The sequence below is a fragment of the Microbispora sp. KK1-11 genome (assembly GCF_006874435.1).
Classification (GTDB): domain Bacteria; phylum Actinomycetota; class Actinomycetes; order Streptosporangiales; family Streptosporangiaceae; genus Microbispora; species Microbispora catharanthi.
Genome location: NZ_VIRJ01000002.1, coordinates 465840 through 487230, shown reverse-complemented (window position 1 = coordinate 487230; position 21391 = coordinate 465840). Strand labels below are relative to the sequence as shown.

Genomic DNA, 21391 nt, shown 5'->3' with positions numbered 1-21391 from the left:
ACCACTCCTCGCACGATCAGGCACGGCACCAATGTGGCCCAGATCACTTCGTATCTGGAAATAAAGATTTAATCTGGTCGAATCCTCCATGTAAATGCCCAGAGCGGCACGTTACTCACCGCAGTGGCGTCCGGTCGTACGCGTGACCATCCGGCGGGAGGATGCGGGTCATGGCACCCTTCGAGATCGGTGAGACCGCCCTGGTGGTGGAGGTCCCCTCGGCCGAGCCCCTGGTCCGGGGCCTTCGGGAACGCTACGACTCCTCAGCGGCGTACGGCATGCCCGCGCACGTCACCGTCCTGTATCCGTTCCTCCCGCGAGAACGCCTCGACGACGGAGTGCTCGCCTCGCTGCGGGACCTGTTCGCGGAGCGACGGCCGTTCGAGGTCGCGTTCGGGGGCGTCGGCCGCTTCCCGGGCGTGCTCTACCTCGCACCCGACCCGGAGGGCCCGCTGCGGGAGCTCACCGAGGCGGTGATGGGCCGTTGGCCGGAGGCGCCGCCGTACGGAGGCCGGTTCGGCGGGCCTGCCGGCCGACTACGAGCACTGCGGTGATCCCCTCCCGGTCGGCGGCCGGTGGACGGCTCTGATCGACTCGGCCGGGCGGCGCGTGGCGCTGTTGCAGACGACGCAGGTGCGGGTGGCGCCGATCCGGGAGATCGACGAGGCGTTCGCCCGCGACGAGGGCGAGGGGTACGACACCGTCGCCCAGTGGCGGGCCGCGCACGAGCGTTTCTGGACCGGCCCCGAGATGTCCGCCTTCCTGGGCGGAACCCCGATCGTCGTCGACGACACGCTGATCGTGGCCGAACGCTTCCGCCTGCTGGGTCCCGTCTGACAGCCGCCCCCGCCGGCCTGTGGATAACGTCACGGCACCGGTGGCCCGGGCTGACAGAATCGCACGACCGACCGGGCGGCCGTCGAGAGATCCCGGGAGGTGCCGATCGGGGGAGGGCGAGCGGATGAGCGGCGGAGAGCGTGAGGGCGCGCGGCGGAGGTGGAGTCTCGGGCCGCCGGGCGGAGCCGCATGGAGCTTCCCCTGGTCGTCCGGCGAGCCGGGGCGGACGGCCGAGGACCTGGTGGCCGAGCTGCTGCCCGCGGCGCTGGAGGCGCGGCGCCGCCGCGACGAGACCGAGTTCCGGCGGTGCGTGAAGGTCCTCGCGCAGGGCCAGGGGCTGCGCCAGATCGTGGACCGGGCCCTGCTCGACGCCCTGAACCGGCACGTGACGCTCGCCTGGCACGGCGGCTGGCAGCCCGCCGACGTCGTCCGGCTGGTGGGCCGGCGGCTGGAGGCCCGGCACGTCCGCCTCGTGACCGACGCCGTCGCGGCCGAGATGCGCGCCTACGCCGCGGCGACCGTGGACGACCGCTGGCTCGACCAGCTCGACGCCATCGGCGCGACGGTGTGGTGGGGCCGCGACGAGGAGTACCTCCGTGAGGACGGCGACCGGACCGCGATGGTCGCCTGCGCGCTCCGGGTGATCCATCTGCTGGCCACGCTGCCGTCGCTGGAGCGGCTGTGCCCCGCGCCGGGAACGGCCCGCCGTACGCCCGGCGCCCGGGGCGGCGCCGTCGACGAGCGGATGCTCGCCCGGGTGCGGGCCCTGCTGGCCAAGGCCGAGTCGACCGAGTTCGAGGCGGAGGCCGAGACGTTCACCGCCGCGGCCCAGGCGCTGATGGCCCGGCACAGCATCGACGCCGCGCTGCTCGCCTCCAAGGCGGCCGGCCCGGGAGGAGCCGACCGCCCGGGGGGACGCCGGCTGGGGGTCGACGCGCCCTACGAGGGTCCGAAGGCGATGCTGCTGGACGTCATCGCCTCGGCGAACCACTGCCGCTCGGTCTGGAGCCGTCATTTCGGGTTCGCCACCGTGCTCGGGTTCCCCGCGGACCTGGCCGCGGTGGAGGTGCTGTTCACCTCCCTGCTGGTGCAGGCCACGACCGCGTTGCGGCTGGCCGGATCCCGCAGGGACGGCTCCGGCCGTTCCCGCACGCGGTCGTTCCGGCAGTCGTTCCTCGCGGCGTACGCCCAGCGGATCGGCGAGCGGCTGCGGGAAGCGACGGGGGAGGCGGTGCGGGAGGCGGCCGCCGATGCCGGGCGCGACCTGCTGCCGGTGCTGGCGGCCAGGGAACAGGCCGTCGAGGCGAAGGTCGAGGAGATCTTCCCGACGCTGACCAGGGTCGGCGCGGGCGCGGTCAGCAACCGGGAGGGCTGGATCTCCGGCCGGGCAGCCGCCGACCGGGCCGTCCTCGACGTACGCGGAAAGATCGCGAGACCGGGGGGACCGGGGAGACGGACGGGGAAGGCGTAGCCGGCCGAAGGCGCACCTGGAACCCCGGAACCTCCCGGACCGGGCATGATGGGTCGCGCAGGCAGCGGTGTGAGCAAGGAGTGGCCGTGAGCAGATACGAGCGGTGGAACACCTTGTTGGAGCTGCTCGCCGAGCGTGGACACCTCGACGTGGAGGAGACCGCCGAGCACCTCGGCGTGTCGCCCGCCACGGTGCGGCGGGACTTCGACGAGCTGGCCTCCCAGCAGCTCCTCACCCGCACGCGCGGCGGGGCGTCGGCGCACAGCGTCACCTATGACCTGCCCCTGCGATACAAGGTCGCCAGGCATGCCCCGGAGAAGCAGCGCATCGGCGCGGCGGCGGCCGCCATGGTTCCCGCCGGCGCCACCGTGGGCCTGAACGGCGGCACGACGCTGACGGAGGTCGGCCGGGCGCTGGCCACGCGCCCCGACCTGAACACCGACCAGCGGGGCCCGGTGGTGACCGTGGTGACCAACGCCCTGAACATCGCCAACGAGCTGGTGCTCCGCCCGCAGATCCACGTCGTCACCACGGGCGGATCCGCCCGGCCCCAGTCGTACGAGCTGATCGGGCCGATCGCCGCCGGCATGCTGGAGCGCGTCGCCCTGGACCTGGCGATCCTGGGGGTCGACGCCCTGCACCTGGAACACGGCGCGAGCGCCCACAACGAGGGGGAGGCGGCGGTCAACCAGATCATGGCCTCCCGCGCGCAGCAGGTCGTCATCGTGGCGGACAGCTCGAAGCTCGGCAGGCGGGCGTTCGCGCGGATCTGCCCGGTGAACCAGATCGACATCCTCGTCACCGACAGCGCGGCGACCGAGGAGCAGACGGCGCCCTTCGCCGACGCGGGTGTCAAGGTCGTGCGCGCCTGACAGATCCCCGGGCGCGCGGGTCCCGCGCACCCGGGGGATGTCACGAGGTCAGTACGCCGAGGAGGTGGGCGACCTCCCGGGTGACCGCGTCGCGGCCCGCCTTGAGGTATTTGCGCGAGTCGACCACGGACGTGTCGGCGGTCAGGCGGTCGCGGACCGCCGCCGTGAACGCCTTGTTGAGATGGGTCGCGATATTGATCTTCTTCATGCCGTGCCGTACGGCCGCCCGGATGGTCTCGTCCGCCACGCCGGAGGAGCCGTGCAGCACCAGCGGGACCGGGACGGCGGCGTGGAGCTCGGCGATGAGGCCGAGATCGAGGACCGCGTCCTTCGTGGTCATGGCGTGGGAGCTGCCCACCGCGACGGCCAGGGCGTCCACCCCGGTCCTCTCGACGTAGCCGGCGGCCTCGTCAGGTCTGGTCCTGGCGCCCGGGGCGTGCACGCCGTCCTTGCCGCCGATCTCGCCGAGCTCGGCCTCCACCCAGACCCCGCGTTCGTGGCACCAGCGCGCCACCCCGGCCGTGGCCGTCGCGTTGGCCTCGTGGTCCAGGGCGGACGCGTCGTACATCACCGAGCCGAGGCCCAGGCCGACGGCCTCCTCGACGAGGGACCTGTCGGTGGCGTGGTCGAGGTGCACGGCCACCGGAACGGCGGCGGTCCGGGCCAGGGCGAGCGACGCCAGCGCGACCGGGGCCAGCGCGCCGTGGTAGCGCACGCAGTTCTCGCTGATCTGCAGCACCACCGGGACGCCGGCGGCCTCGGCGCCCGCGACGATGGCCTCCGCGTGTTCGAGCTGGATCATGTTGAACGCGCCCACGCCGAGGGGCGCGTCGCGGATGATGTCGCCGATGCCGGCGAGGGGCATGGTGGGCCTCCGAAGGTCCTTCAGGGGTGGTGGGGTTCGACGGTGATGGCGGGGTGGACGCGCCGGTAGACGCCGGGATCGAAGTCGCCCGCGACGGGGGCGGCGACGGCGGCGGCGCCGAGGGCGGCCGCCCGGCGGAGCCGTTCCGGCCACGGCGTGCCCTCCACCAGGCCGAGCGCGAGTCCCGCCACCAGCGCGTCTCCGGCGCCGGTCGGATTGCCCTCCACGCGGTAGGGCATGCGGGCCCGCCAGGTCCCCTCGGGGGTCGCGGCGAGCACGCCGTCCGCCCCCAGCGAGACCACGACCGATCCGGCGCCCTCGTCCCTCAGGAGGCGGGCTCCGGTGGCGATGTCCGGCGCCTCCCCGGCGTCCGGACGCACCGCGCGGGCGAGCTCCTCGGCGTTGGGCTTGAGCACGGCGGGCCGGCCGGCGGGGGCGTGGCGCAGGGGAGCGCCGTCGGCGTCCACGACGGCCGGGACGTCGTGCCGGGCGGCGACGGCGGCCAGCGTGGCGTAGAGGTCGGCGGGCAACCCGCGCGGGAGACTGCCGGAGATCACCACGGCGGCCGCCCCGCCGAGGGCCCGCTCGTACGCGTCGAGGAACCGGGACAGCTCCTCCGGGGTGACCACCGGCCCCGGCTCGTTGAACAGCGTGGTCCGCCGGGCCGCGCGGACGGCGAGGGTGGTGCGGGTTTCTCCCGCGATGGGAGTGAACGCGGTGGGGACGCCTGCCGCGGCCAGGTCGGCGAGCACGGCGTCGCCGGTCGGGCCGCCGGCCAGGCCGGCGGCGAGGACCTCGTGGCCGAGGGCGGTGAGGACACGGGCCACGTTGACGCCCTTGCCGCCCGCCCTGCGGTGCACGCCGCGCACGCGGTTGACGCCGTCCCAGTCGACGTCGTCGACGCCGTAGGTGACGTCGAGCGCCGCGTTCAGCGTGACGGTGAGGATCACGCCGGTCACGGCGATGCGGGGAGGATGACCGATCGGGTGAGGTGCGCCGGCGTGTCGGGGTCGAGACCGCGGGCGTGCGCCCTGGCGACCGCGAGCCGTTGCACCAGGATGAGCTCGGCCATGGGGTCGAGGCCGCCTTCGACGAACGTGGCGCCGGTGGCCTCCACCTCGCCCCGCAGCCCGCGCGGCACCGGGCCGAACGCCCACGTGACGCGGCCGGGCGCGGCGATGCTGATCGGGCCGTGGCGATACTCCATGGCGAGGTAGGCCTCCGTCCACGACTGCGAGGCCTCCCGCATCTTCAGCGCCGCCTCCCGCGCCAGGCCGTACGTCCATCCGGTGCCGAGGAAGGAGAACTGCTCGGCGCCCACGAGGCCGGGGGACAGCGGTTCGGCGAGCGCGCGCTCCGCGTCGGCGATCGCCCCGGTGAGGTCCTCGCCGAGGTGCGCCCGCAGCATGGCGAGCTGCGCGGTGGCGAACCGCGTCTGCACGACCGACCGCTCGTCGGCGAAGTCGAGGACGACGACCTCGTCGGCGAGGGACATGACCGGCGTGTGCGGATCGGCGGTGACCGCGGAGGTCCGCGCCCGCTCCCCGCCCTGCTCGCGGATGCGGCGGAGCAGGTCGAGCACCTCGGTCGTGGTGCCCGATCTGGTGAGCGCCAGCACCCGGTCGTAACGGCGGCCGATCGGGGCCTCGGAGGCGGGGAAGGCGTCGGTCTCGCCGTGCCCCGCACCCTCGCGGAGCGCGGCGTAGGCCTGGGCGATGAACCACGAGGTGCCGCAGCCGACCACCGCCACCCGCTCGCCCTTCGCCGGCAGGGCGCCGGAGGAGGCCAGGCCGGCGGCTCGGCTCCAGCAGGCGGGCTGGGACGTGATCTCGGTCTCGGTGTGACTCACGGGCCCTCCAGTGCTCATTGATGCAAGATTTGTAGCACTAGCGAGCAGTTTCGAGCAATGGAGATCGCCGTACGGTCGTCGCGAACGCCAACGGACCGGGACAGGTGACGACGTGATGTGCGTGAAATCGGCGGGTTGCACGCGAGATCGCGCATCGCCCTCTCATGGGATGCGTGGGAGCATTGGGTGAAGTAGTCTTCGCGCACGTACCGGGGCGGGAGGTGGGATGGCGCGCATCGTCTTCGTCGGCGTCGGGGACGTGGAGCTGACGCGCAGGGTGGTCTCCGATCTTCTCCTCGCCCCCTCGCTGCGGGGCGAGCTGGAGATCGTGCTGCACGACGAGAATCCCGGGCAGCTCGCGACGGCCGAGGCGCTGGTCCGCGCGCTCGACGCCGAAGCCGGGTCGGTGGCGGCGATCGTCACCTGCCCGAGCAGGCGCAGGGCGCTGGACGGCGCCGACTTCGTCGTCGGCCACATCGACGTGGGCGGGTTCGAGGCGACCCTGCGCGACTTCGAGATCCCGCACAGGTACGGCCTGCGCCAGACGATCGGCGACACCATCGGCATCGGCGGCATCTTCCGCGGGCTGCGGACGATCCCGGTCTTCGTCGAGCTGGGCCGCGAGATGGCCGAGCTGTGCCCGGACGCCTGGCTGCTGAGCTGCAGCGACCCGATGGCGATGACGGGCTGGGCGGTGCAGGAGGCGACCGGTTTCACGCGGTTCGCCGGGGTATGCCACGCCGTCTGCGACACGCACGCTTATCTGGCCGATCTGGTCGGCCGGGGGCTCGACGAGGTCACGTTCCTCAGCGCCGGCCTCAACCACCAGTCGTTCGTGCTGCGGTTCGAGGCCGAGGGCCGCTCCCTGTATCCCGACCTCGACGAGGTGCTCGAAGCCGATCCCGAGCTGCGGCGGCACGTGCGGGTAGAGCTCTACCGCCGGTTCGGCCACTTCCCGACCCAGTCGAGCGAGCACGCCGCCGAGTACGTCCCGTGGTTCATGCGGCACAGCGAGGAGACCGCGCGCCTCGGGGTGCGTCCCGAGGAGTACCTGCGCCGGGTGGGCCACAGCCTGCACCTGTACGAGGAGACGCGGCGGGCGCTGTCGGCCGGCCGGTCGCTGCTGGTGCGCTGGCAGCACCAGGAGCCCGCGGCCGCCGCACTCCTGGCCATGCTGACCGGCCAGGAGAAGGAGGTCTACGTCAACGTCCCCAACCACGGGCTGATCGGCAACCTGCCCGAGGGCTGCTGCGTGGAGGTGCCCGCCCTGGTCGACGCCGACGGCGTCCACCCCCGGCCGGTGGGAGAGCTGCCCATCCAGCTCGTGGCGCTCAACCGCACGTTCCTCAACGTCGTCGAGCTGACCGTGCGCGCGGTGCTCGACGGCGACCGCAGGCACGTCCACCACGCCGCGATGCTCGACCCCAACACCGCCGCGACCCTGCCCCTGCCCGCGATCGAGGCGCTCTGCGACGAGCTGATCGAGGCGCACGGCGACCTGCTGCCGGAGGGCGTCCGCCCCGCCGGGAGCACAGCCGGGAGCAGGACCGGGAGCACAGTCGGGAGCACAGTCGGGAGCAGGACCGAGAGCAGGACCGAGAGCAGGGCCGGGAGCAGGCCATGACCGACTCCATGCCCACGGAGGTGCGGCGGGAGCGCATGCTCGGCATGCTCATGGAGCAGGAGTTCGCCCGGGTCGCCGAGCTCGCCGAGGCGTTCGGCGTCTCCAGCGTCACCGTACGCGCCGACCTGGACGCGCTGGAGGAGCAGGGCCGCATTCGCCGGGTGCGCGGCGGTGCCGTCGCGGCCGGCCCGCCGCGGCGCACCGAGCCGTCGTTCGAGCTGTCGCTCGGCACGGCGGCCGTGGAGAAGGCGCTGATCGCCAAGGCGGCGGCCCGGCTGGTCGGCTCGGGCGAGAGCGTGATGATGGGCGCGGGGACCACCACCGCCTACGTGGCCAGGGAGCTCGTCGCCCGGGCCGACCTCACCGAGGTCACCGTCTTCACCAACGGCCTGCGCACGGCGCTGGAACTGGAGCCCGCGCTGCCCCGCTTCGCCGTCGTCGTGACCGGGGGGAGCCTGCGCCGCCAGCAGCACTCCCTGGTGGATCCGCTCGGCGGCAAGGCCATCGAGGGCATCCGGGTGGACACGGTCTTCATCGGCTGCGGCGGCGTCCACCCCGACGTCGGGATCACCAACGTGAACCTGCCCGACGCGGAGATGAAGCAGCGCATGCTGCGGGCGGCCGGCCGCCGCATCGTGGTCGCCGACTCCTCCAAGCTCGGGGCGATCGGGATGGCGCCGATCTGCCCGCTGTCGGAGATCGACCTGCTCATCACGGGGGAGTCGGCCGATCCGGCGACGGTGGCCGTGCTCCGCGACCGCGGCCTCAAGGTGGAGATCGCTGCCTGACGTCACCTCCCGGCGCGTCAGGTCGCGAGGGGCGCGCGCAGCGCCTCCGGGAGCAGGTCGCCGTGCGCCCGGGTCAGGTCGTCGCACAGTCGCCAGATCTCCTCCAGCGACAGCGTCGCCGACGTGTTCGGGTCCACCATCATGGCGTGCCGCACGTGCTCCGGCCGCCCCTCCCGGGCGGCCCGCACGGTCAGCTCGTTGACGTTGACGTACGCCCGGTTGAGCGCGGCGCACTGCGGCGGGAGGGCGCCGACCCGGGTGGGCAGCACCCCCGTCGCGTCCACCGCGCACGGCACCTCGACCACGCACCCGGGCGGCAGGTTGGCGATCAGCCCGTCGTTGACGACGTTGCCGTAGACCACGCGCGGGGTGCCGGTCACGACGCTGTGGACGATCTGCGGGGCGTACTCGCCGGTGCCCTCCACGGGCAGGTCCCCGCCGTGCCGTACGGCGTCGCGGGTGCGCTTGTACTCGCGTACGTTCTCCTCGCTGATCCGCACGTACTCGCCCACCGGGATGCGCAGCCGGTCGATCTCGTCGTCGTGGCGCAGCAGCCAGGGCAGATACTCGGCCGAATGCTCGCTGGTCTCGGTCGGGTAGTGGCCCAGGCGCCGGTACATCTCCACCCGCACCCGGCGGCGCAGCTCAGGGTCGCGCGCTATGGCGTCGTCCAGCCGGTCGTAGAGGTTCTCGCCGTCCCGCTCGAACCGCAGCACCCACGCCTGGTGGTTCACCCCGGCCGCCAGGTAGGCCACCTCCTCGTACGGCACGGCCACGAGATCCGCCAGCCCCCGCATGGTCCAGTACACCGAGTGGCACAGGCCGACGACGTTGCGCACCTTGCCGCTGAGGTACCAGACGTTCATGGCCATCGGGTTGGTGTAGTTGAGCAGCAGTGCGTCGGGGCAGACGGCGGCCATGTCGGCCGCGAGGGCGTCCAGGACCGGGAAGGTGCGCAGCGCCCGGAAGATCCCGCCGACGCCGATCGTGTCGGCGATCGTCTGCCGCAGGCCATACCGGGCGGGGATCTCGAAGTCGGTGACGGTCGCGTCGTGCCCGCCCACCTGGATGATGTTGATCACGAAGTCGGCGCCGTCGAGCGCGGCCCGGCGGTCGAGATCGGCGGTGACCGCCGGCCGGGCGCCGCGAGCCGCCGCGATCCGGTGCGCGACGGTCTCGGCGACCCGCAGCCGCTCGGCGTCGATGTCGTGCAGCGCGATCCTGGCCTCCCGCAGTTCGGGGTAGGCCAGCAGGTCCGCGAGCAGGCCCTGGGTGAAGACGACGCTCCCCGCGCCGATCAAGACGATCTTCGGGTTTCTCATGGGGTGACTACTTCCTCCCAGGTCGGCTGCGCCGCTGTGCCCCCCGCGGCTCGGGTGGAGAGGGTGCCGCAGGCCACCGCGACCTCCAGGGCGCGGCGGAGCGGGAGCCCGCGCAGGCGGGCCGCGAGGAGGCCGGCGTTGAAGCTGTCGCCGGCCCCGACCGTGTCGACCACCGTGGCCGGGGCGGCCGGCACGCGGACCGGCGCGCCCTCGTGGATCGTCAGCGCGCCGTCGCCGCCGCATTTGACCACGGGCGTGGTGCCCCGGGCGGCGAGGTCGCGTACGGCGCCTTCGAGGTCGCCGTCGGCGCGCCCGGCGATGGCGAGGGCCTCGCGCTCGTTCGGCAGCAGGACGCCGGTCAGCGGCAGGACCTCGTCGAGCCCCTGCCAGCGGCCCGACGGGTCGTCGTTGGTGTCCAGGGACGTGGTGGCCCCCGCGGCCCGCGCCGTACGGAACAGGGCGGGCAGACCGGCGGCCAGCCGGGGCTGCAGGAAATAGGACGAGACGTGGACGTGGGCGGCGCGTTCCAGCAGCGCCGCCGGCACGTCGCCAGGTTCGAGCCGGTCCAGGCAGCCGGGCGCGGTCAGGATGGCCCGGTCGCCGCCGTCGGCCAGCACCACGGTGAGGGCCGTCGGCGCGCCGGGGTCCACCACGCAGGCGGAGACGTCCACCCCGCTGCGGGTGAGCACGTCGAGCACGAACGCGCCCGCGGCGTCGTCGCCCACGCGGCCGGCGAAGGCGGTGCGCAGGCCCAGCCGGGCCGCGCCGCAGGCCGTGATCGCCCCCGATCCGCCGAGCACCAGCGCGCCGGCCTCGACGAGTCGCTCGCGCTGGCCGAACTCCGGAACGCGCGGCGCTCCCGTGACGACCACGTCGGGGTTCGCGTCACCGACGACGAGCAGGTCGAAATCTGGTCTCCCCATGGACCGGAACGGTTCCAGCACCTTCGATAACTTGTCAAGTCTTGCGATACGGGCTGGAAACGGTCACCGAAAGGGGTGAATGCGGCGTCTTCGAAGGTATTGACAAGGTTTCGAAAGTGACCATTATGGTCTCCAACATCCCGCCCGCACCGGCTCGTCCCGGTGGTCTCAGGAGGTCTGGAGATGCCGCGACGATGACGACCGCGACCCTCACGAAAACGGAGACCGCCGGCGCCGCCCTGCCCCGCCGCAGACGCGGGGACGGCAGGGTGGCGCTGGCCTTCCTGGCACCCGTGCTCATCGGGTTCGCCGCCTTCTACGTCTATCCGGCCGTACGCGGAGCCTGGTACTCCCTGACGGACTGGAACCTGCTGTCCGAGCCCGGGTTCGTCGGCCTGGACAACTACGCCGAGCTCGTCAGGGACCCGCTGTTCTGGAACTCGCTGAAGGTCACCGCCTACTACGTGGTGCTCACCGTCGGGATGCAGATCGTCGTGGGCCTCGGCCTGGCCGCCCTGATGCACCGCCTCACCCGGTCGCTCGTGCTCCGCTCGCTGCTGGTCGTGCCCTGGCTGGTGCCCAACGTGACCTCGGCACTGCTGTGGATGTGGCTGCTCGACGCCAACCTCGGCTTCTTCAACCACCTGCTGGTCAGCCTCGGCCTGGACAACCAGGGCTTCCTGACCTCGCCCGAGCTGGCGATGCCGAGCGTGGCCGCGATCAACGCCTGGGGCGCCACGGGATACACCACGCTGCTGCTGTACGCCGGGATGCTGCTGGTGCCGCGGCAGATCTACGAGGCGGCGGCGCTCGACGGCACCGGCGAGGTGCGCCAGTTCTTCCGCATCACCCTGCCGCTGCTCCGCCCCATCCTGGCGTTCGTCCTGGTGGTCTCGCTGATCGACTCGTTCCAGCTGTTCGACACCGTCGCGGTGACCACGAAGGGAGGACCGGTGGACGCCACCCGCGTCGTCTACTTCTACATTTACGAGGAGGCGTTCACCCACTTCAAGATGGGATACGCCTCGGCGCTGGCGCTGAGCCTGGTGCTCATCCTCGGCCTGCTGACCTTCGTCCAGATGCGCCTCCTGCGCGCCTCCCGGTCGGACCTCGCATGAGCGAGCGAAGCGAGCGAATCGGTGAACACAGCGCGCGTGTGGGCCGCCGGCGGCTGCGCCGCCTGCCGGCCTGGATCTGCCTGATCCTCGCCCTCGGGATCTCGCTCTTCCCGCTGTGGTGGATGCTGCGGACCGCGATCACCCCGGGCCCGGAACTGCCGTCGGACAACGCCGGGCTGCTGCCCCGGCACCCCACGCTGATCAACTTCGCGCGCGTGCTCGGCCTGGTGAGCCGCGACGAGACCCGCGCGGCCGGCGGGTCGGGGGCGAACCTCAGCTTCTTCCTCTACCTGCGCAACTCCGTCGTCTACACCGGCCTGATCACCTGCGCGCAGACGATCTTCTGCGCCATGGCCGGGTACGCGTTCGCGCGGCTGCGCTTCCGCGGCAGGGACGCCCTGTTCAACGTGTTCGTCGCCGCGCTGATGGTGCCCCCGATCTTCACGCTGCTGCCCAACTTCGCCCTGGTGAAGCAACTCGGGTGGCTCAACACCTACCAGGGCCTGGTCGCCCCCAGCCTGCTCATGACGCCGTTCGCGGTGTTCTTCCTGCGCCAGTTCTTCCTCGGCATCCCCCGGGACGTCGAGCAGGCGGCGTTCATCGACGGAGCCGGGCCGTGGACGATCTTCTGGCGGGTGGTGCTGCCCATGACCAAGGGGCCGCTGTTCACCCTGGCGCTGACGACCGCGGTGTGGACCTGGAACGACTACCTGTGGCCGCTGCTCGTGGCGCCGGGCGAGGACACGCGCGTGCTCACCGCCGCGCTCGGCATCTTCCTCAAGCAGTCGCCCAACACCTCGCCCGACTGGACCGGCCTGATGGCGGGCTCCGCCCTGTCGGTCGTCCCCGTCCTGCTGCTGGTGGTCTTCTTCGGCCGCCGCCTCGTGGACTCCATCCAGTTCTCCGGCATGAAGGGTTGACGGTGAAGAAGGCATTCATGGCGGTGACCGCCCTGCTCCTGACGGCGGCCTGCGGCGGGAGCGGCGGCTCCGCGGACGCCGGCGGCGTCACGCTCACATACGCGCTGTGGGACGACGTCCAGCAGGGCGCCTACCAGCAGTGCGCCGACGCGTTCCACAAGGCCAACCCCGGCATCACCATCAAGATCTCGCAGAGCGCGTGGGACCAGTACTGGCAGAACCTCACCACCCAGATGGTCTCCGGCGGCGCCCCCGACGTGATCACGATGCAGGCGTCGTACTATCCCCAGTTCGTCGCGAACGGCCAGCTCCTGGACATCCAGCCGATGGTGGCGGCGGACAAGGTCGATCTCGGCCAGTACTGGCCCGGCCTCGCCGACCTCTGGGTGAAGGACGGCAAGCGGTACGGCCTGCCCAAGGACTGGGACACGATCGCGATCGTCTACAACGTGGACATGGCGAAGAAGGCGGGCGTCGACATGTCCGGCCTGACGTGGAATCCCACCGACGGCGGCACCTTCGAGAAGGCCATCGCCCACCTGACCGTGGACGCCACCGGCAAGCGCGGCGACGAGCCCGGCTTCGACAAGACCAAGGTCGCCGTGCACGGAATCGTGCCTGAGCTGAACGACGGCTCGCAGGGCCAGAACGGCTGGGGCGACCTCGCGGTCTCCAACGGCTTCACGTTCATCGACAAGAACCCGTTCGGCACCCACTACTACTACGACAACCCCAAGCTCGCCGAGACGGCCGACTGGTTCAAGCGCTTGGCCGACAAGGGGTACGCCACGCCGTACGACAAGACGAGCTCGCTGGGCCCGGACACGATGCTGAACGCGGGCAAGGGCGCGCTCGGCATCACCGGCTCCTGGATGATCAGCACCTACCTCGACTCGAAGTCGCAGAGGTTCGCCTTCGCGCCGCTGCCGACCGGGCCGCAGGGCCGCAAGTCCGCCTTCAACGGCCTCGCCGACGTCATCTACGCCGGCACCGAGCACAAGGACGCCGCCTGGAAGTGGGTGAAGTTCCTCGGCTCCACGGCCTGCCAGGACATCGTCGCCGACAACGCGGTGGTCTTCCCGGCCATCACCTCCTCGGTGGAACGCGCGCTCAAGGCCCACAAGGCGGCGGGCCGCGACGTGCAGCTGTTCGTCGACGAGGCCAAGGCGCCCGGCGGCACGTTCCTGCTGCCGGTGAGCGACCACGGCGACGAGATCAACCAGATCGTCTCCACGGCCATGGAGGAGGTCTGGCTCGGCCAGAAGGACGCGCGCACCGCGCTGACCGCGGCCAACCAGAAGGTCAACGCCCTGTTCTCGGGCGGCTGATCGCGCCTTCGGAGCACCCGGAGCATCCGGGCAGAGAGAGGAGGTTCCCCTTCCCGTGCTGGCGTGCGCCCTGCCGACCTCCCTGGGGCACGCCACTCCACACCGTCGCATCCCCCGGGGGCGAGGCGGTGTGGAGAGTGCGGAACAGCACGCATGCGCCCCGCCGATCTCACTGCGAGGAAGAACATGCGCATTCTCCGATACCCGGCGGCGATGCTCGCCGCCTGCACGATGCTGCTCGGCGTGCTTCTCGGCGCGCTTTTCGGCGCCCCTGCCGCCGCGAACGCGGCCGTGGCCCTGCCCGCTCCCGTCTCGTGCGCCGGCTGCTGGCATCCCGCCCTGAACACGAGCTGGCAGTGGCAGCTCAGCTCGGTGCCCGCGGAGCCGTTCCTGGACGTCGCGATGTACGACGTCGACGGCTTCAACGCCACGGCGGCGACCGTACAGCGGCTGCACGCCACCAAGAGCGGCCGCAAGGTCGTCTGCTACATCAGCGCCGGGTCCTACGAGGACTGGCGGCCCGACGCCGGCTCCTTCCCCGCGTCCGTCCTCGGCAAGGCCCTCGACGGCTGGGCGGGCGAACGCTGGCTCGACATCCGGCAGTACGGCGGCACGCTCGGCCAGATCATGCGGGCGCGGCTCGACATGTGCAGGTCCAAAGGCTTCGACGCCGTGGAGTTCGACAACGTCGACGGCTACACCAACAAGACCGGGTTCCCGCTCACGGCGGACGACCAGCTCCGCTACAACGCCTGGCTGGCGAACGAGGCCCACGCCCGCGGGCTGTCGGGGGGCCTGAAGAACGACAACGAGCAGATCCCCCAGCTCCTGCCGTACTTCGACTGGGCGCTGAACGAGCAGTGCTGGGAGTTCAGCGAGTGCACCACCGCACAGAACGGCGACTACGGCCTCGACCAGTTCGTGAAGGCGGGCAAGGCCGTCTTCAACGTGGAGTACAACCTCGCCACCTCGAAGTTCTGCACCAAGGCCAACGCGCAGAACTTCAACTCCCTGAAGAAGCGCCTCGAACTCGACGCCTACCGCGTCGCCTGCCGCTGATCACCCGCTGAGCCACGGTGAGCACGCCGGGCCCCGCGCGAGGGGCTCGGCGTCGCCGCGTGCGTCACGCGTCGCGCTCAGACGACGGATCCGGTGGCGCCGTCGGTGAGCTCCCTGAGGATGTCCGCGTGCCCGGCGTGCCGGGCCGTCTCCTCGATCATGTGGACGTAGATCCAGCGCAACGAGATGAGGTCGACCTGCTCGTGCGGCACCTCGTGATCGAGCGGGAACCGCGCGGCGATGCTCCGCGAGCGGGCGCACGCCTGCTCGTACGCCGCGATCAGGGCCTCGATGGTGTCGTCGTCGCCGACCGCGAAGCTCCTGTCGGCGTCCTCCTCCGAAGGAGGCGCCATGGCCGGATCCTGGGCCAGCACCCGCCCGAACCAGTTCCGCTCCACCACGGTCAGGTGCCCGATCAATCCGGCCAGCGTCGTCGCCGACGGCACGTGACGCCGGCGTGCGTCCTGCTCGGACAGCCCCTGGGCCTTGCGGACGACCATCGCGCGGAGGAAGTCGAGGAACGCCTCCAGGACCTGCCGTTCGTCACCTGTGGCGGCCCGCACCACCGCCAGTGCCGGTTCGGTCGAAGGAAGAGTGGCCATGTCCGGACCGTACGGAGCGGGCCGAGCCCCGGCAAGAGCCCCCGCCCACGCTGTCAGCGAACCCGCGCTCCCGGCGGGACTAGACGTCGAGCAACTCGTGCAGCCCCCAGCCGTCGGCGTCATCGACCACTCGCAGAGCCAACTCCGCGCGGCCGGCCATGTCGAGCGGCGCGATGCCCGAGACCGCGTGGCCGTGCGCGAGCCGGTCCAGTGCGGCGCCGACGAGCGGCCCGGCCGTCCGTACGGTCGACGGCAGCGCGACCGAACGCGTCGAACCGCCGTGCAGCACGATGTTGCGTTGCCGGTAGAGGCGCCGGAAGCAGCCGCGCAGATAGCGCTCCACGCGGCCGAGGGTCACGGAGGGCGCGGCGACCAGCTCGCGCATCCGCCCGAGGGCCGCCGTGGTCACGGGGTCGTCCACGCGCACAACCGGCTCCGCGGTCAGCCACCGGACCATCCGTCGCGCCCGTTCGCGGTTGCTGCCGCCGACCGCGTCGAGGTCGCGGCGCAGGCGGGGGTCTTCCTCACGGATCCGGGTGTCGTAGCTCAGCGCGGTCAATTCGGCGCGCGGCCAGCCCGCGGTCACCAGGGCGGCGGCCCGATCGGCGGCCACCGCCCGCCCCTCCTCGCGGTCCGCTTCGTCGGTGTCGCAGAAGAGCAGCGATTCGATTGCGGCCCAGGCTCCCGCCACGGCGGTGCCCGGGGAACTCTCGGTGAGCGGCGCGGCGAGTTCGAGCGCGTCGTCGATACGCAGCCCGTGGGCGCCGGTGTCGGGCAGGTCGTAGAGCACGCCGACGCGTTCCAGCGACAGCACGGTGACCGCCGGATCGCCCCGGCGGAAGTCCTGCGGTTCGGCCAGCCCCGAGATGAACACTTTCGGATAGACGTCCAGCGCCGTCTGCCCGCGCCGGTAGCGCACCCTGTTCCTGACACGATCGAACGACTCGGTCACCTGCTGCACGGCCGAGACGCGATCGCGAGCCCGTACGCGGAACAGCAGACCGCCGCTCGCCCTCACGTGATCGATATTTGGAAAGGCCGTCCTCAGCAGGTGGCTGACCTCCTCCCTGGATACCCAGTGGGGCGACTTGCTCGCCACCTGCGGTGCGGGCACTTTGTCCTGAATGATGATCAGCCCTTCGTACTCGCGATCGCCACGCGACTCCAGTTCGATGAGGAGATCGATCAGGTCGACCGAGTCGGTCGATCCATCGAGCCGTGACTTGACCTCGCGCCGGAGGAAATCCTGGTGGAAACCCTCGTCCAGCAGGTGAGCGGCGATACAGCGGGCGGAACGTTCCACATGTACGGCACCGCTGACGAGGATCGCTCGCCAACGCCTGAGATAGCCGTCGCTGACAAGGTCAGACAGGAGGGCCAGTGTGCGCTGGCTGCGGGCACCCGGCTTGATCGGCCTGGCGCACACCTGGTGAAGATGCCGGCGGATCTGCCCGTCGCCCAAGGCGCTGTCGGTCCTGAGTCTCGGCAGCAGCGACTCCCGTGCGTACCAAGCGAGCGAGGACTGCGAGAGGACATGGCGTCCCACCCAGTCGGCCGCCTCCACCGCCTCGCGCAGGGCGAGGACAGTACCCACGTCCCACAGCCGGCGATGCCAGGGACGCCAGGATTCCAGCAGTTCCAGCACCCGTGCGGTGACCAGCGTGCCCGTGTCGGACCTGCTGGTGACGGCTCCCATCGGCGAGACACCCCTTCAGATGCGTGATCGCTGCGTCACTGCTTGCACACAACCCGCCGAGGGAAGTACTCTCAAGAGGACTTAGGCAGGGGAGTCGCCCGGAAGGGCCTCTCCCCATCGCCTTTTCTGGGGGTCGTTCGGCGCCCATTCTGGCCGATCGAGAGCTCGTCGATCACTGTTTTCGACTATCTCGCGCACTCTCCGTGACGACCATGCCGCGTCAGCCGGAGGTGTCGTCGAAGTGGAGCTCTGAGGTGATGCGGTAGCGGTCGCCGCGGTAGATCGACCGGGTGAACTCCACGATCCGGCCACCTGCCTCGCGGGCCGTGCGCTCGATGAGCAGGGCGGGGGCGTGCTGGGGGACGCCGAGCAGTTCGGCCTCGGTCTCGTCGGTGACGGTCGGCTCGATGCTCTGGGTGGCGCGGCGGACGTCGATGCCGAATCTCGTGCGCAGGAACCGGTAGAACGAGCCGGACACCATGTCGTCGGGCCTCAGGGACTCGACCAGGCGGTGCGGCAGGTGGATGCGCTCGATCGCCATCGGCTCGTCGTCCACGAGGCGGAGCCGTACGACGCGCAGGACCGGGTCGGCGGGGGAGACCTGCAGGCGGTGCGCGAGCCGGGCGGTGGCCGGGGCCGAGTCGAACTCGAGGATGCGGCTGAGCCAGTTTCCCTCGGCGGCGGGGGCGTGGAAGGAGTCGTCGCCGGCCGCGAGGGGCTGGGTGACCTTCCGGCGGCCGGTGAACGTCCCCCGCCCGTGCTCCCGAACGAGCATGCCCTGCCGTACGAGCCCGTCGATCGCCGCGCGGAGGGTCGGCCGGGAGACGCCGAGCTCCCGGGACAGGTCGCGCTCGGACGGGATGGCGGTGCCGGGCTCCTTGTCGGCGATCAGGTCGAGCAGGACGTCTCTGACCCGGTCGCGCTTGAGGCCCACTGGAAGTCTCTGCACGTCCCAGACCTTACCAGTAGTTGACCACTCCGCCCATCATTGTGCCTGGAAATATCCGAAAAATCGCCCCTTGACAGCCCGATTGGTTAAGACCACTCTCCTCTCAACGGTTTACCAATAACTGACCACTGAGAGGACCGATGAGATTACGCCTCCTCGCCGCGGCGGCCGCGTTCAGCCTCGCGCTCGCCGGTTGCGGTTCGGCGTCCGAGCCCGGGACATCCGGAAAGACCGGCGCGACCACGCTGACCGTGTGGTTCATGCGCGACAGCCTGTCGGACGCGATCGTGAAGCGGTTCACGGACGACTTCCAGCGGTCGCATCCCGAGATCACCCTGAACGTCCAGATCCAGGAGTGGGACGGCATCGGGCAGAAGGTCACCGGCGCGCTCGCCAGCAAGGACGCCCCCGACGTCATCGAGGTCGGCAACACGCAGGTCGCCGAGTACGCCGCGAGCGGCGGGGTCAAGGACCTCACCGGCAAGGTCACCGACCTGGGCGGCTCCGACTGGCTGCCCGGCCTGGCCGAGCCGGGGAAGATCGACGGCAGGCAGTACGGCATCCCCTGGTACGCCGCCAACCGGGTGGTCGTCTACAACAAGGACCTGTTCGCCAAGGCCGGCGTCACGACCCCGCCGAAGACCCGCGACGAGTGGATCGACGTCACCACGAAGCTGAACAAGGGCGGTGTGCAGGGCATCTACCTGCCGGGCCAGAACTGGTACACGCTCGCCGGGCTCGTCTGGGACGAGGGCGGCGACCTCGCCGTCAAGGAGGGCGACCACTGGAAGGGCGTGCTCGACACGCCGCAGGCGCTCGCCGGGATGGCGTTCTACCAGCGCCTCCAGGCGCTCGGCAAGGGGCCCAAGGACTCCGACGAGGCCAGGCCGCCGCAGGCCGACGTGTTCGGCAAGGGCGACGTCGCGCAGATCATCTCCGCCCCCGGCGGCGCGGTCGCGATCGAGAAGGCCGACCCGGACCTCAAGGGCAAGCTCGGCTTCTTCCCGATCCCCGGCAAGACGGCGGACAAGCCGGGCGCCGTCTTCACCGGAGGGTCCGACCTGATCATCCCCGAGGCGTCCGCCCACCCCGACGAGGCGTACGAGGTGGTCAAGGCCCTGGCCGGGGAGAAGTTCCAGCTCGACATGGCCAAGGAGATGAGCTACGTGCCCAACCGCACCTCGTACGCCGGGGTGCTGAGCGGCGACGAGGCCACCGCGGCGATGGCGGCGGGGGCCGCGGTCGGGCACGCGACGCCCAACTCGCCCAACTGGGCGGCCGTGGAGGCCAGGAACGTCATCAAGGAGTACATGACCAAGGTGCTCACCGGAGGTGATGCGGCCACCGAGGCGAAGGCGGCCTCCGAGGTGATCACCACGATCCTCAACACCAAGTCCTGACATGGCGCGCACCCTCGCCCGTACGGCGGCCCGTCCTGCTCTCGTGATCGAGGCGAGGTCCCGCAGGAAAGGCGCGCTCTGGCCCTACCTGCTGGTGGGCCCGGCGGTGGCCGGCTTCGCGTGCCTGCTCGTCTATCCGCTGGTCCGCAGCATCGTGATCTCCTTCCAGCACTTCCGGCTGGGCGAGCTGATCAGGGGTGGAGCGGACTTCGCCGGGCTCGCCAACTACGCCGAGGCCCTCGGCGGGCCGGAGTTCTGGGCGGTCGTGCGACGGACCTTCCTGTGGACCGCCGCCAACGTCGTGCTGATCATGGTGATCGGCACGGCCGTCGCGCTGATGCTGCCGCGCCTCGGGCGGCGGATGCGGCTGGCGGTCATGAGCGGGATGGTGCTCACCTGGGCCACACCGGTGCTCGCCGCGACCACGATCTTCCAGTGGCTCTTCCAGTCGCGCCTGGGGGTGGTCAACTGGCTGCTGGACCGCCTCGGCTTCGACTCCTTCCGTGACTACACGTGGTTCGCCGACGGCGGTGCGACGTTCGCGATCCTGGTCGCGCTCGTCGTGTGGCAGTCGGTGCCGTTCGCGGCGCTCACCCTCTACGCGGGGCTCACGACCATCCCCGGCGAGCTGTACGAGGCGGCCAGGATCGACGGGGCCGGGCCCTGGCAGGTCTTCGGCCGGGTCACGTTCCCCATCCTGCGCCCGCTGTTCGGCCTGATCACGTCGCTGGAGGTGATCTGGGTCTTCACCTGCTTCGCGCAGATCTGGGCGATCAGCAAGGGCGGCCCCGGAGGCGCCACGGCCACGCTGCCGGTCTACGCGTTCCAGATCGCGCAGTCGCTGCACCGGTACGACCTGGGGTCGGCCGTCTCCACGCTCACCGTGCTGATGCTGCTCGCGGTGCTGGTCGTCCACCTGCGCCATATGTTCCGGGAGGAGGGCGCGTGAAGAGGGCCACGCTGAATCTGGCCGCGATATGCGTGCTGGCGGTGTCGGTGTTCCCCGTCTACTGGATGGTGATCACCGCGTTCAAGCCGACGGTGGACATCCTCACCGAGACCCCGGCGTTCTGGCCCGCCAGGCCGACCCTCGACCACTTCGCCACGGCCGTACGCGCCGCGGGGTTCTGGACGTTCTGGCGCAACAGCCTGGCCGTCACCGTCAGCGCGGTGCTGCTCGCACTGGTCGTGGCGCTGCCGGCCGCCTTCGCCGTGGCCCGGCTGCGCTGGCCCGGGCGGCGCGGGTTCGTCCTGATGGTCTTCGTCGCCCAGACCGCCCCCTGGTCGGCGCTGCTCGTGCCGGTCTACATCATCGCCCGCGACGCGGACATGCTCGATCGGCTGCCGACGCTGACGCTCGTGTACTTCGTCACGACGCTGCCGTTCACGATCGTGACGCTGCGGGGCTTCATCGCGGCGGTCCCGCCCGAGCTGGAGGAGGCCGCCCTGATGGACGGGTGCGGCCGCGCCGAGGCGTTCCGCCGGGTGGTGCTGCCGCTGCTCGCGCCGGGCCTGATGTCCACCTCGCTGTTCGGCTTCATCACGGCCTGGAACGAGTTCGCCTTCGCCAACGCCCTCATGATCAAGGACCAGGGTGACCGTACGCTGCCGATCTGGTTGTCCGGGTTCAGCAACGTCTTCGGCACCGACTGGGGCGCCACCATGGCCGCCGCCACGTTGTTCATGCTCCCCGTCCTGCTCGTCTTCCTCGTGCTCCAGCGCCGCGTGTCCTCCGGGATGATCGCGGGCGCGGTGAAGGGATGACCCA

Annotated in this window: 21 protein-coding genes; 13 read left to right on the top strand and 8 right to left on the bottom strand. The window is 71.3% G+C overall.

The genetic code is table 11. From position 1 onward, the window contains the following. Positions 1-170: 170 nt before the first annotated feature. From FLW16_RS05150 to FLW16_RS05135, 4 genes are all read left to right on the top strand, one after another. Positions 171-554, top strand: a complete 384-nt coding sequence (locus FLW16_RS05150; RefSeq protein WP_221890901.1) for a 2'-5' RNA ligase family protein — start codon at positions 171-173, stop codon at positions 552-554. Further along, complete coding sequence (locus FLW16_RS05145) at positions 526-837, top strand: ASCH domain-containing protein (RefSeq protein WP_142558073.1); 312 nt, start codon at positions 526-528, stop codon at positions 835-837. Before FLW16_RS05150 ends, FLW16_RS05145 begins: the two co-directional genes overlap by 29 nt. A gap of 124 nt (positions 838-961) precedes the next feature. Further along, a complete protein-coding gene (locus tag FLW16_RS05140; RefSeq protein ID WP_142558071.1) occupies positions 962-2308 on the top strand; it encodes a DUF2786 domain-containing protein in 1347 nt (448 codons plus the stop codon). 86 nt (positions 2309-2394) lie between these two features. Further along, positions 2395-3180: a DeoR/GlpR family DNA-binding transcription regulator gene (locus FLW16_RS05135; protein ID WP_139577124.1), complete on the top strand. Its 786-nt coding sequence runs from the start codon at positions 2395-2397 to the stop codon at positions 3178-3180. A gap of 40 nt (positions 3181-3220) precedes the next feature. On the opposite strand, the gene FLW16_RS05130 is transcribed toward FLW16_RS05135, so the two are convergent. Genes FLW16_RS05130 through FLW16_RS05120 form a run of 3 tightly spaced genes read right to left on the bottom strand, consistent with a single transcriptional unit; the run spans position 3221 to position 5894 of the window. Then, on the bottom strand, positions 3221-4045 hold the full coding sequence (locus tag FLW16_RS05130; protein WP_142558069.1) for a class II fructose-bisphosphate aldolase: 825 nt from the start codon (positions 4043-4045) through the stop codon (positions 3221-3223). Between the two features lie 20 nt (positions 4046-4065). Beyond that, the gene (locus FLW16_RS05125; protein WP_260614906.1) at positions 4066-5004 is read right to left on the bottom strand and encodes a 1-phosphofructokinase family hexose kinase; all 939 of its coding nucleotides are present in this window, start codon (positions 5002-5004) and stop codon (positions 4066-4068) included. Next, positions 5001-5894: an SIS domain-containing protein gene (locus tag FLW16_RS05120; protein WP_142558067.1), complete on the bottom strand. Its 894-nt coding sequence runs from the start codon at positions 5892-5894 to the stop codon at positions 5001-5003. Before FLW16_RS05120 ends, FLW16_RS05125 begins: the two co-directional genes overlap by 4 nt. 226 nt (positions 5895-6120) lie before the next feature. On the opposite strand from FLW16_RS05120, the gene FLW16_RS05115 reads away from it, so the two are divergent. Together FLW16_RS05115 and FLW16_RS05110 are read left to right on the top strand one after the other, a co-directional pair. Continuing rightward, the gene (locus tag FLW16_RS05115) at positions 6121-7518 is read left to right on the top strand and encodes an alpha-glucosidase/alpha-galactosidase (RefSeq protein WP_142558065.1); all 1398 of its coding nucleotides are present in this window, start codon (positions 6121-6123) and stop codon (positions 7516-7518) included. Continuing rightward, positions 7515-8306 (top strand): DeoR/GlpR family DNA-binding transcription regulator, encoded by a 792-nt coding sequence (locus FLW16_RS05110; protein WP_139577120.1) that lies wholly within the window; start codon positions 7515-7517, stop codon positions 8304-8306. Before FLW16_RS05115 ends, FLW16_RS05110 begins: the two co-directional genes overlap by 4 nt. A 17-nt stretch (positions 8307-8323) precedes the next feature. Here the strand turns inward: FLW16_RS05110 and FLW16_RS05105 are convergent, their stop codons facing one another. Further along, positions 8324-9628, bottom strand: a complete 1305-nt coding sequence (locus tag FLW16_RS05105; RefSeq protein WP_142558063.1) for an alpha-glucosidase/alpha-galactosidase — start codon at positions 9626-9628, stop codon at positions 8324-8326. Further along, complete coding sequence (locus tag FLW16_RS05100) at positions 9625-10551, bottom strand: carbohydrate kinase family protein (protein ID WP_142558061.1); 927 nt, start codon at positions 10549-10551, stop codon at positions 9625-9627. The genes FLW16_RS05105 and FLW16_RS05100 overlap by 4 nt, the downstream gene beginning before the upstream one ends. Before the next feature lie 194 nt (positions 10552-10745). On the opposite strand from FLW16_RS05100, the gene FLW16_RS05095 reads away from it, so the two are divergent. The 4 genes from FLW16_RS05095 (at position 10746) to FLW16_RS05080 (ending at position 14976) form a co-directional block, all read left to right on the top strand. Continuing rightward, positions 10746-11669 carry a carbohydrate ABC transporter permease gene (locus FLW16_RS05095; RefSeq protein WP_142558059.1) on the top strand — a complete coding sequence of 308 codons (924 nt, stop codon included), beginning with the start codon at positions 10746-10748 and terminating at the stop codon, positions 11667-11669. Then, entirely contained in the window at positions 11666-12589 is a 924-nt protein-coding gene (locus FLW16_RS05090) for a carbohydrate ABC transporter permease (RefSeq protein WP_142558057.1), read from the top strand. Before FLW16_RS05095 ends, FLW16_RS05090 begins: the two co-directional genes overlap by 4 nt. 2 nt (positions 12590-12591) lie before the next feature. After that, positions 12592-13917 (top strand): sugar ABC transporter substrate-binding protein, encoded by a 1326-nt coding sequence (locus FLW16_RS05085; RefSeq protein ID WP_221890899.1) that lies wholly within the window; start codon positions 12592-12594, stop codon positions 13915-13917. Between the two features lie 186 nt (positions 13918-14103). After that, positions 14104-14976 carry an endo alpha-1,4 polygalactosaminidase gene (locus FLW16_RS05080; RefSeq protein WP_221890898.1) on the top strand — a complete coding sequence of 291 codons (873 nt, stop codon included), beginning with the start codon at positions 14104-14106 and terminating at the stop codon, positions 14974-14976. Positions 14977-15053: 77 nt separating this feature from the next. On the opposite strand, the gene FLW16_RS05075 is transcribed toward FLW16_RS05080, so the two are convergent. The 3 genes from FLW16_RS05075 to FLW16_RS05065 form a co-directional block, all read right to left on the bottom strand. Beyond that, positions 15054-15578: a DinB family protein gene (locus tag FLW16_RS05075; RefSeq protein WP_142558055.1), complete on the bottom strand. Its 525-nt coding sequence runs from the start codon at positions 15576-15578 to the stop codon at positions 15054-15056. Positions 15579-15657: 79 nt separating this feature from the next. Continuing rightward, positions 15658-17274: a hypothetical protein gene (locus FLW16_RS05070; protein WP_142558054.1), complete on the bottom strand. Its 1617-nt coding sequence runs from the start codon at positions 17272-17274 to the stop codon at positions 15658-15660. Positions 17275-17494: 220 nt separating this feature from the next. Then, positions 17495-18223: a GntR family transcriptional regulator gene (locus FLW16_RS05065; protein WP_221890897.1), complete on the bottom strand. Its 729-nt coding sequence runs from the start codon at positions 18221-18223 to the stop codon at positions 17495-17497. 140 nt (positions 18224-18363) lie between these two features. Between FLW16_RS05065 and FLW16_RS05060 the strand changes: the two genes are divergently transcribed. The 3 genes from FLW16_RS05060 to FLW16_RS05050 are packed head-to-tail and all read left to right on the top strand — an operon-like array spanning position 18364 to position 21387. Next, positions 18364-19623, top strand: coding sequence for a sugar ABC transporter substrate-binding protein (locus tag FLW16_RS05060; RefSeq protein ID WP_142558052.1), 1260 nt, complete (start codon positions 18364-18366; stop codon positions 19621-19623). Position 19624: 1 nt separating this feature from the next. Then, positions 19625-20572, top strand: a complete 948-nt coding sequence (locus FLW16_RS05055) for a carbohydrate ABC transporter permease (protein ID WP_142558050.1) — start codon at positions 19625-19627, stop codon at positions 20570-20572. Next, entirely contained in the window at positions 20569-21387 is an 819-nt protein-coding gene (locus FLW16_RS05050; protein WP_185949256.1) for a carbohydrate ABC transporter permease, read from the top strand. Before FLW16_RS05055 ends, FLW16_RS05050 begins: the two co-directional genes overlap by 4 nt. Positions 21388-21391 lie beyond the last annotated feature (4 nt).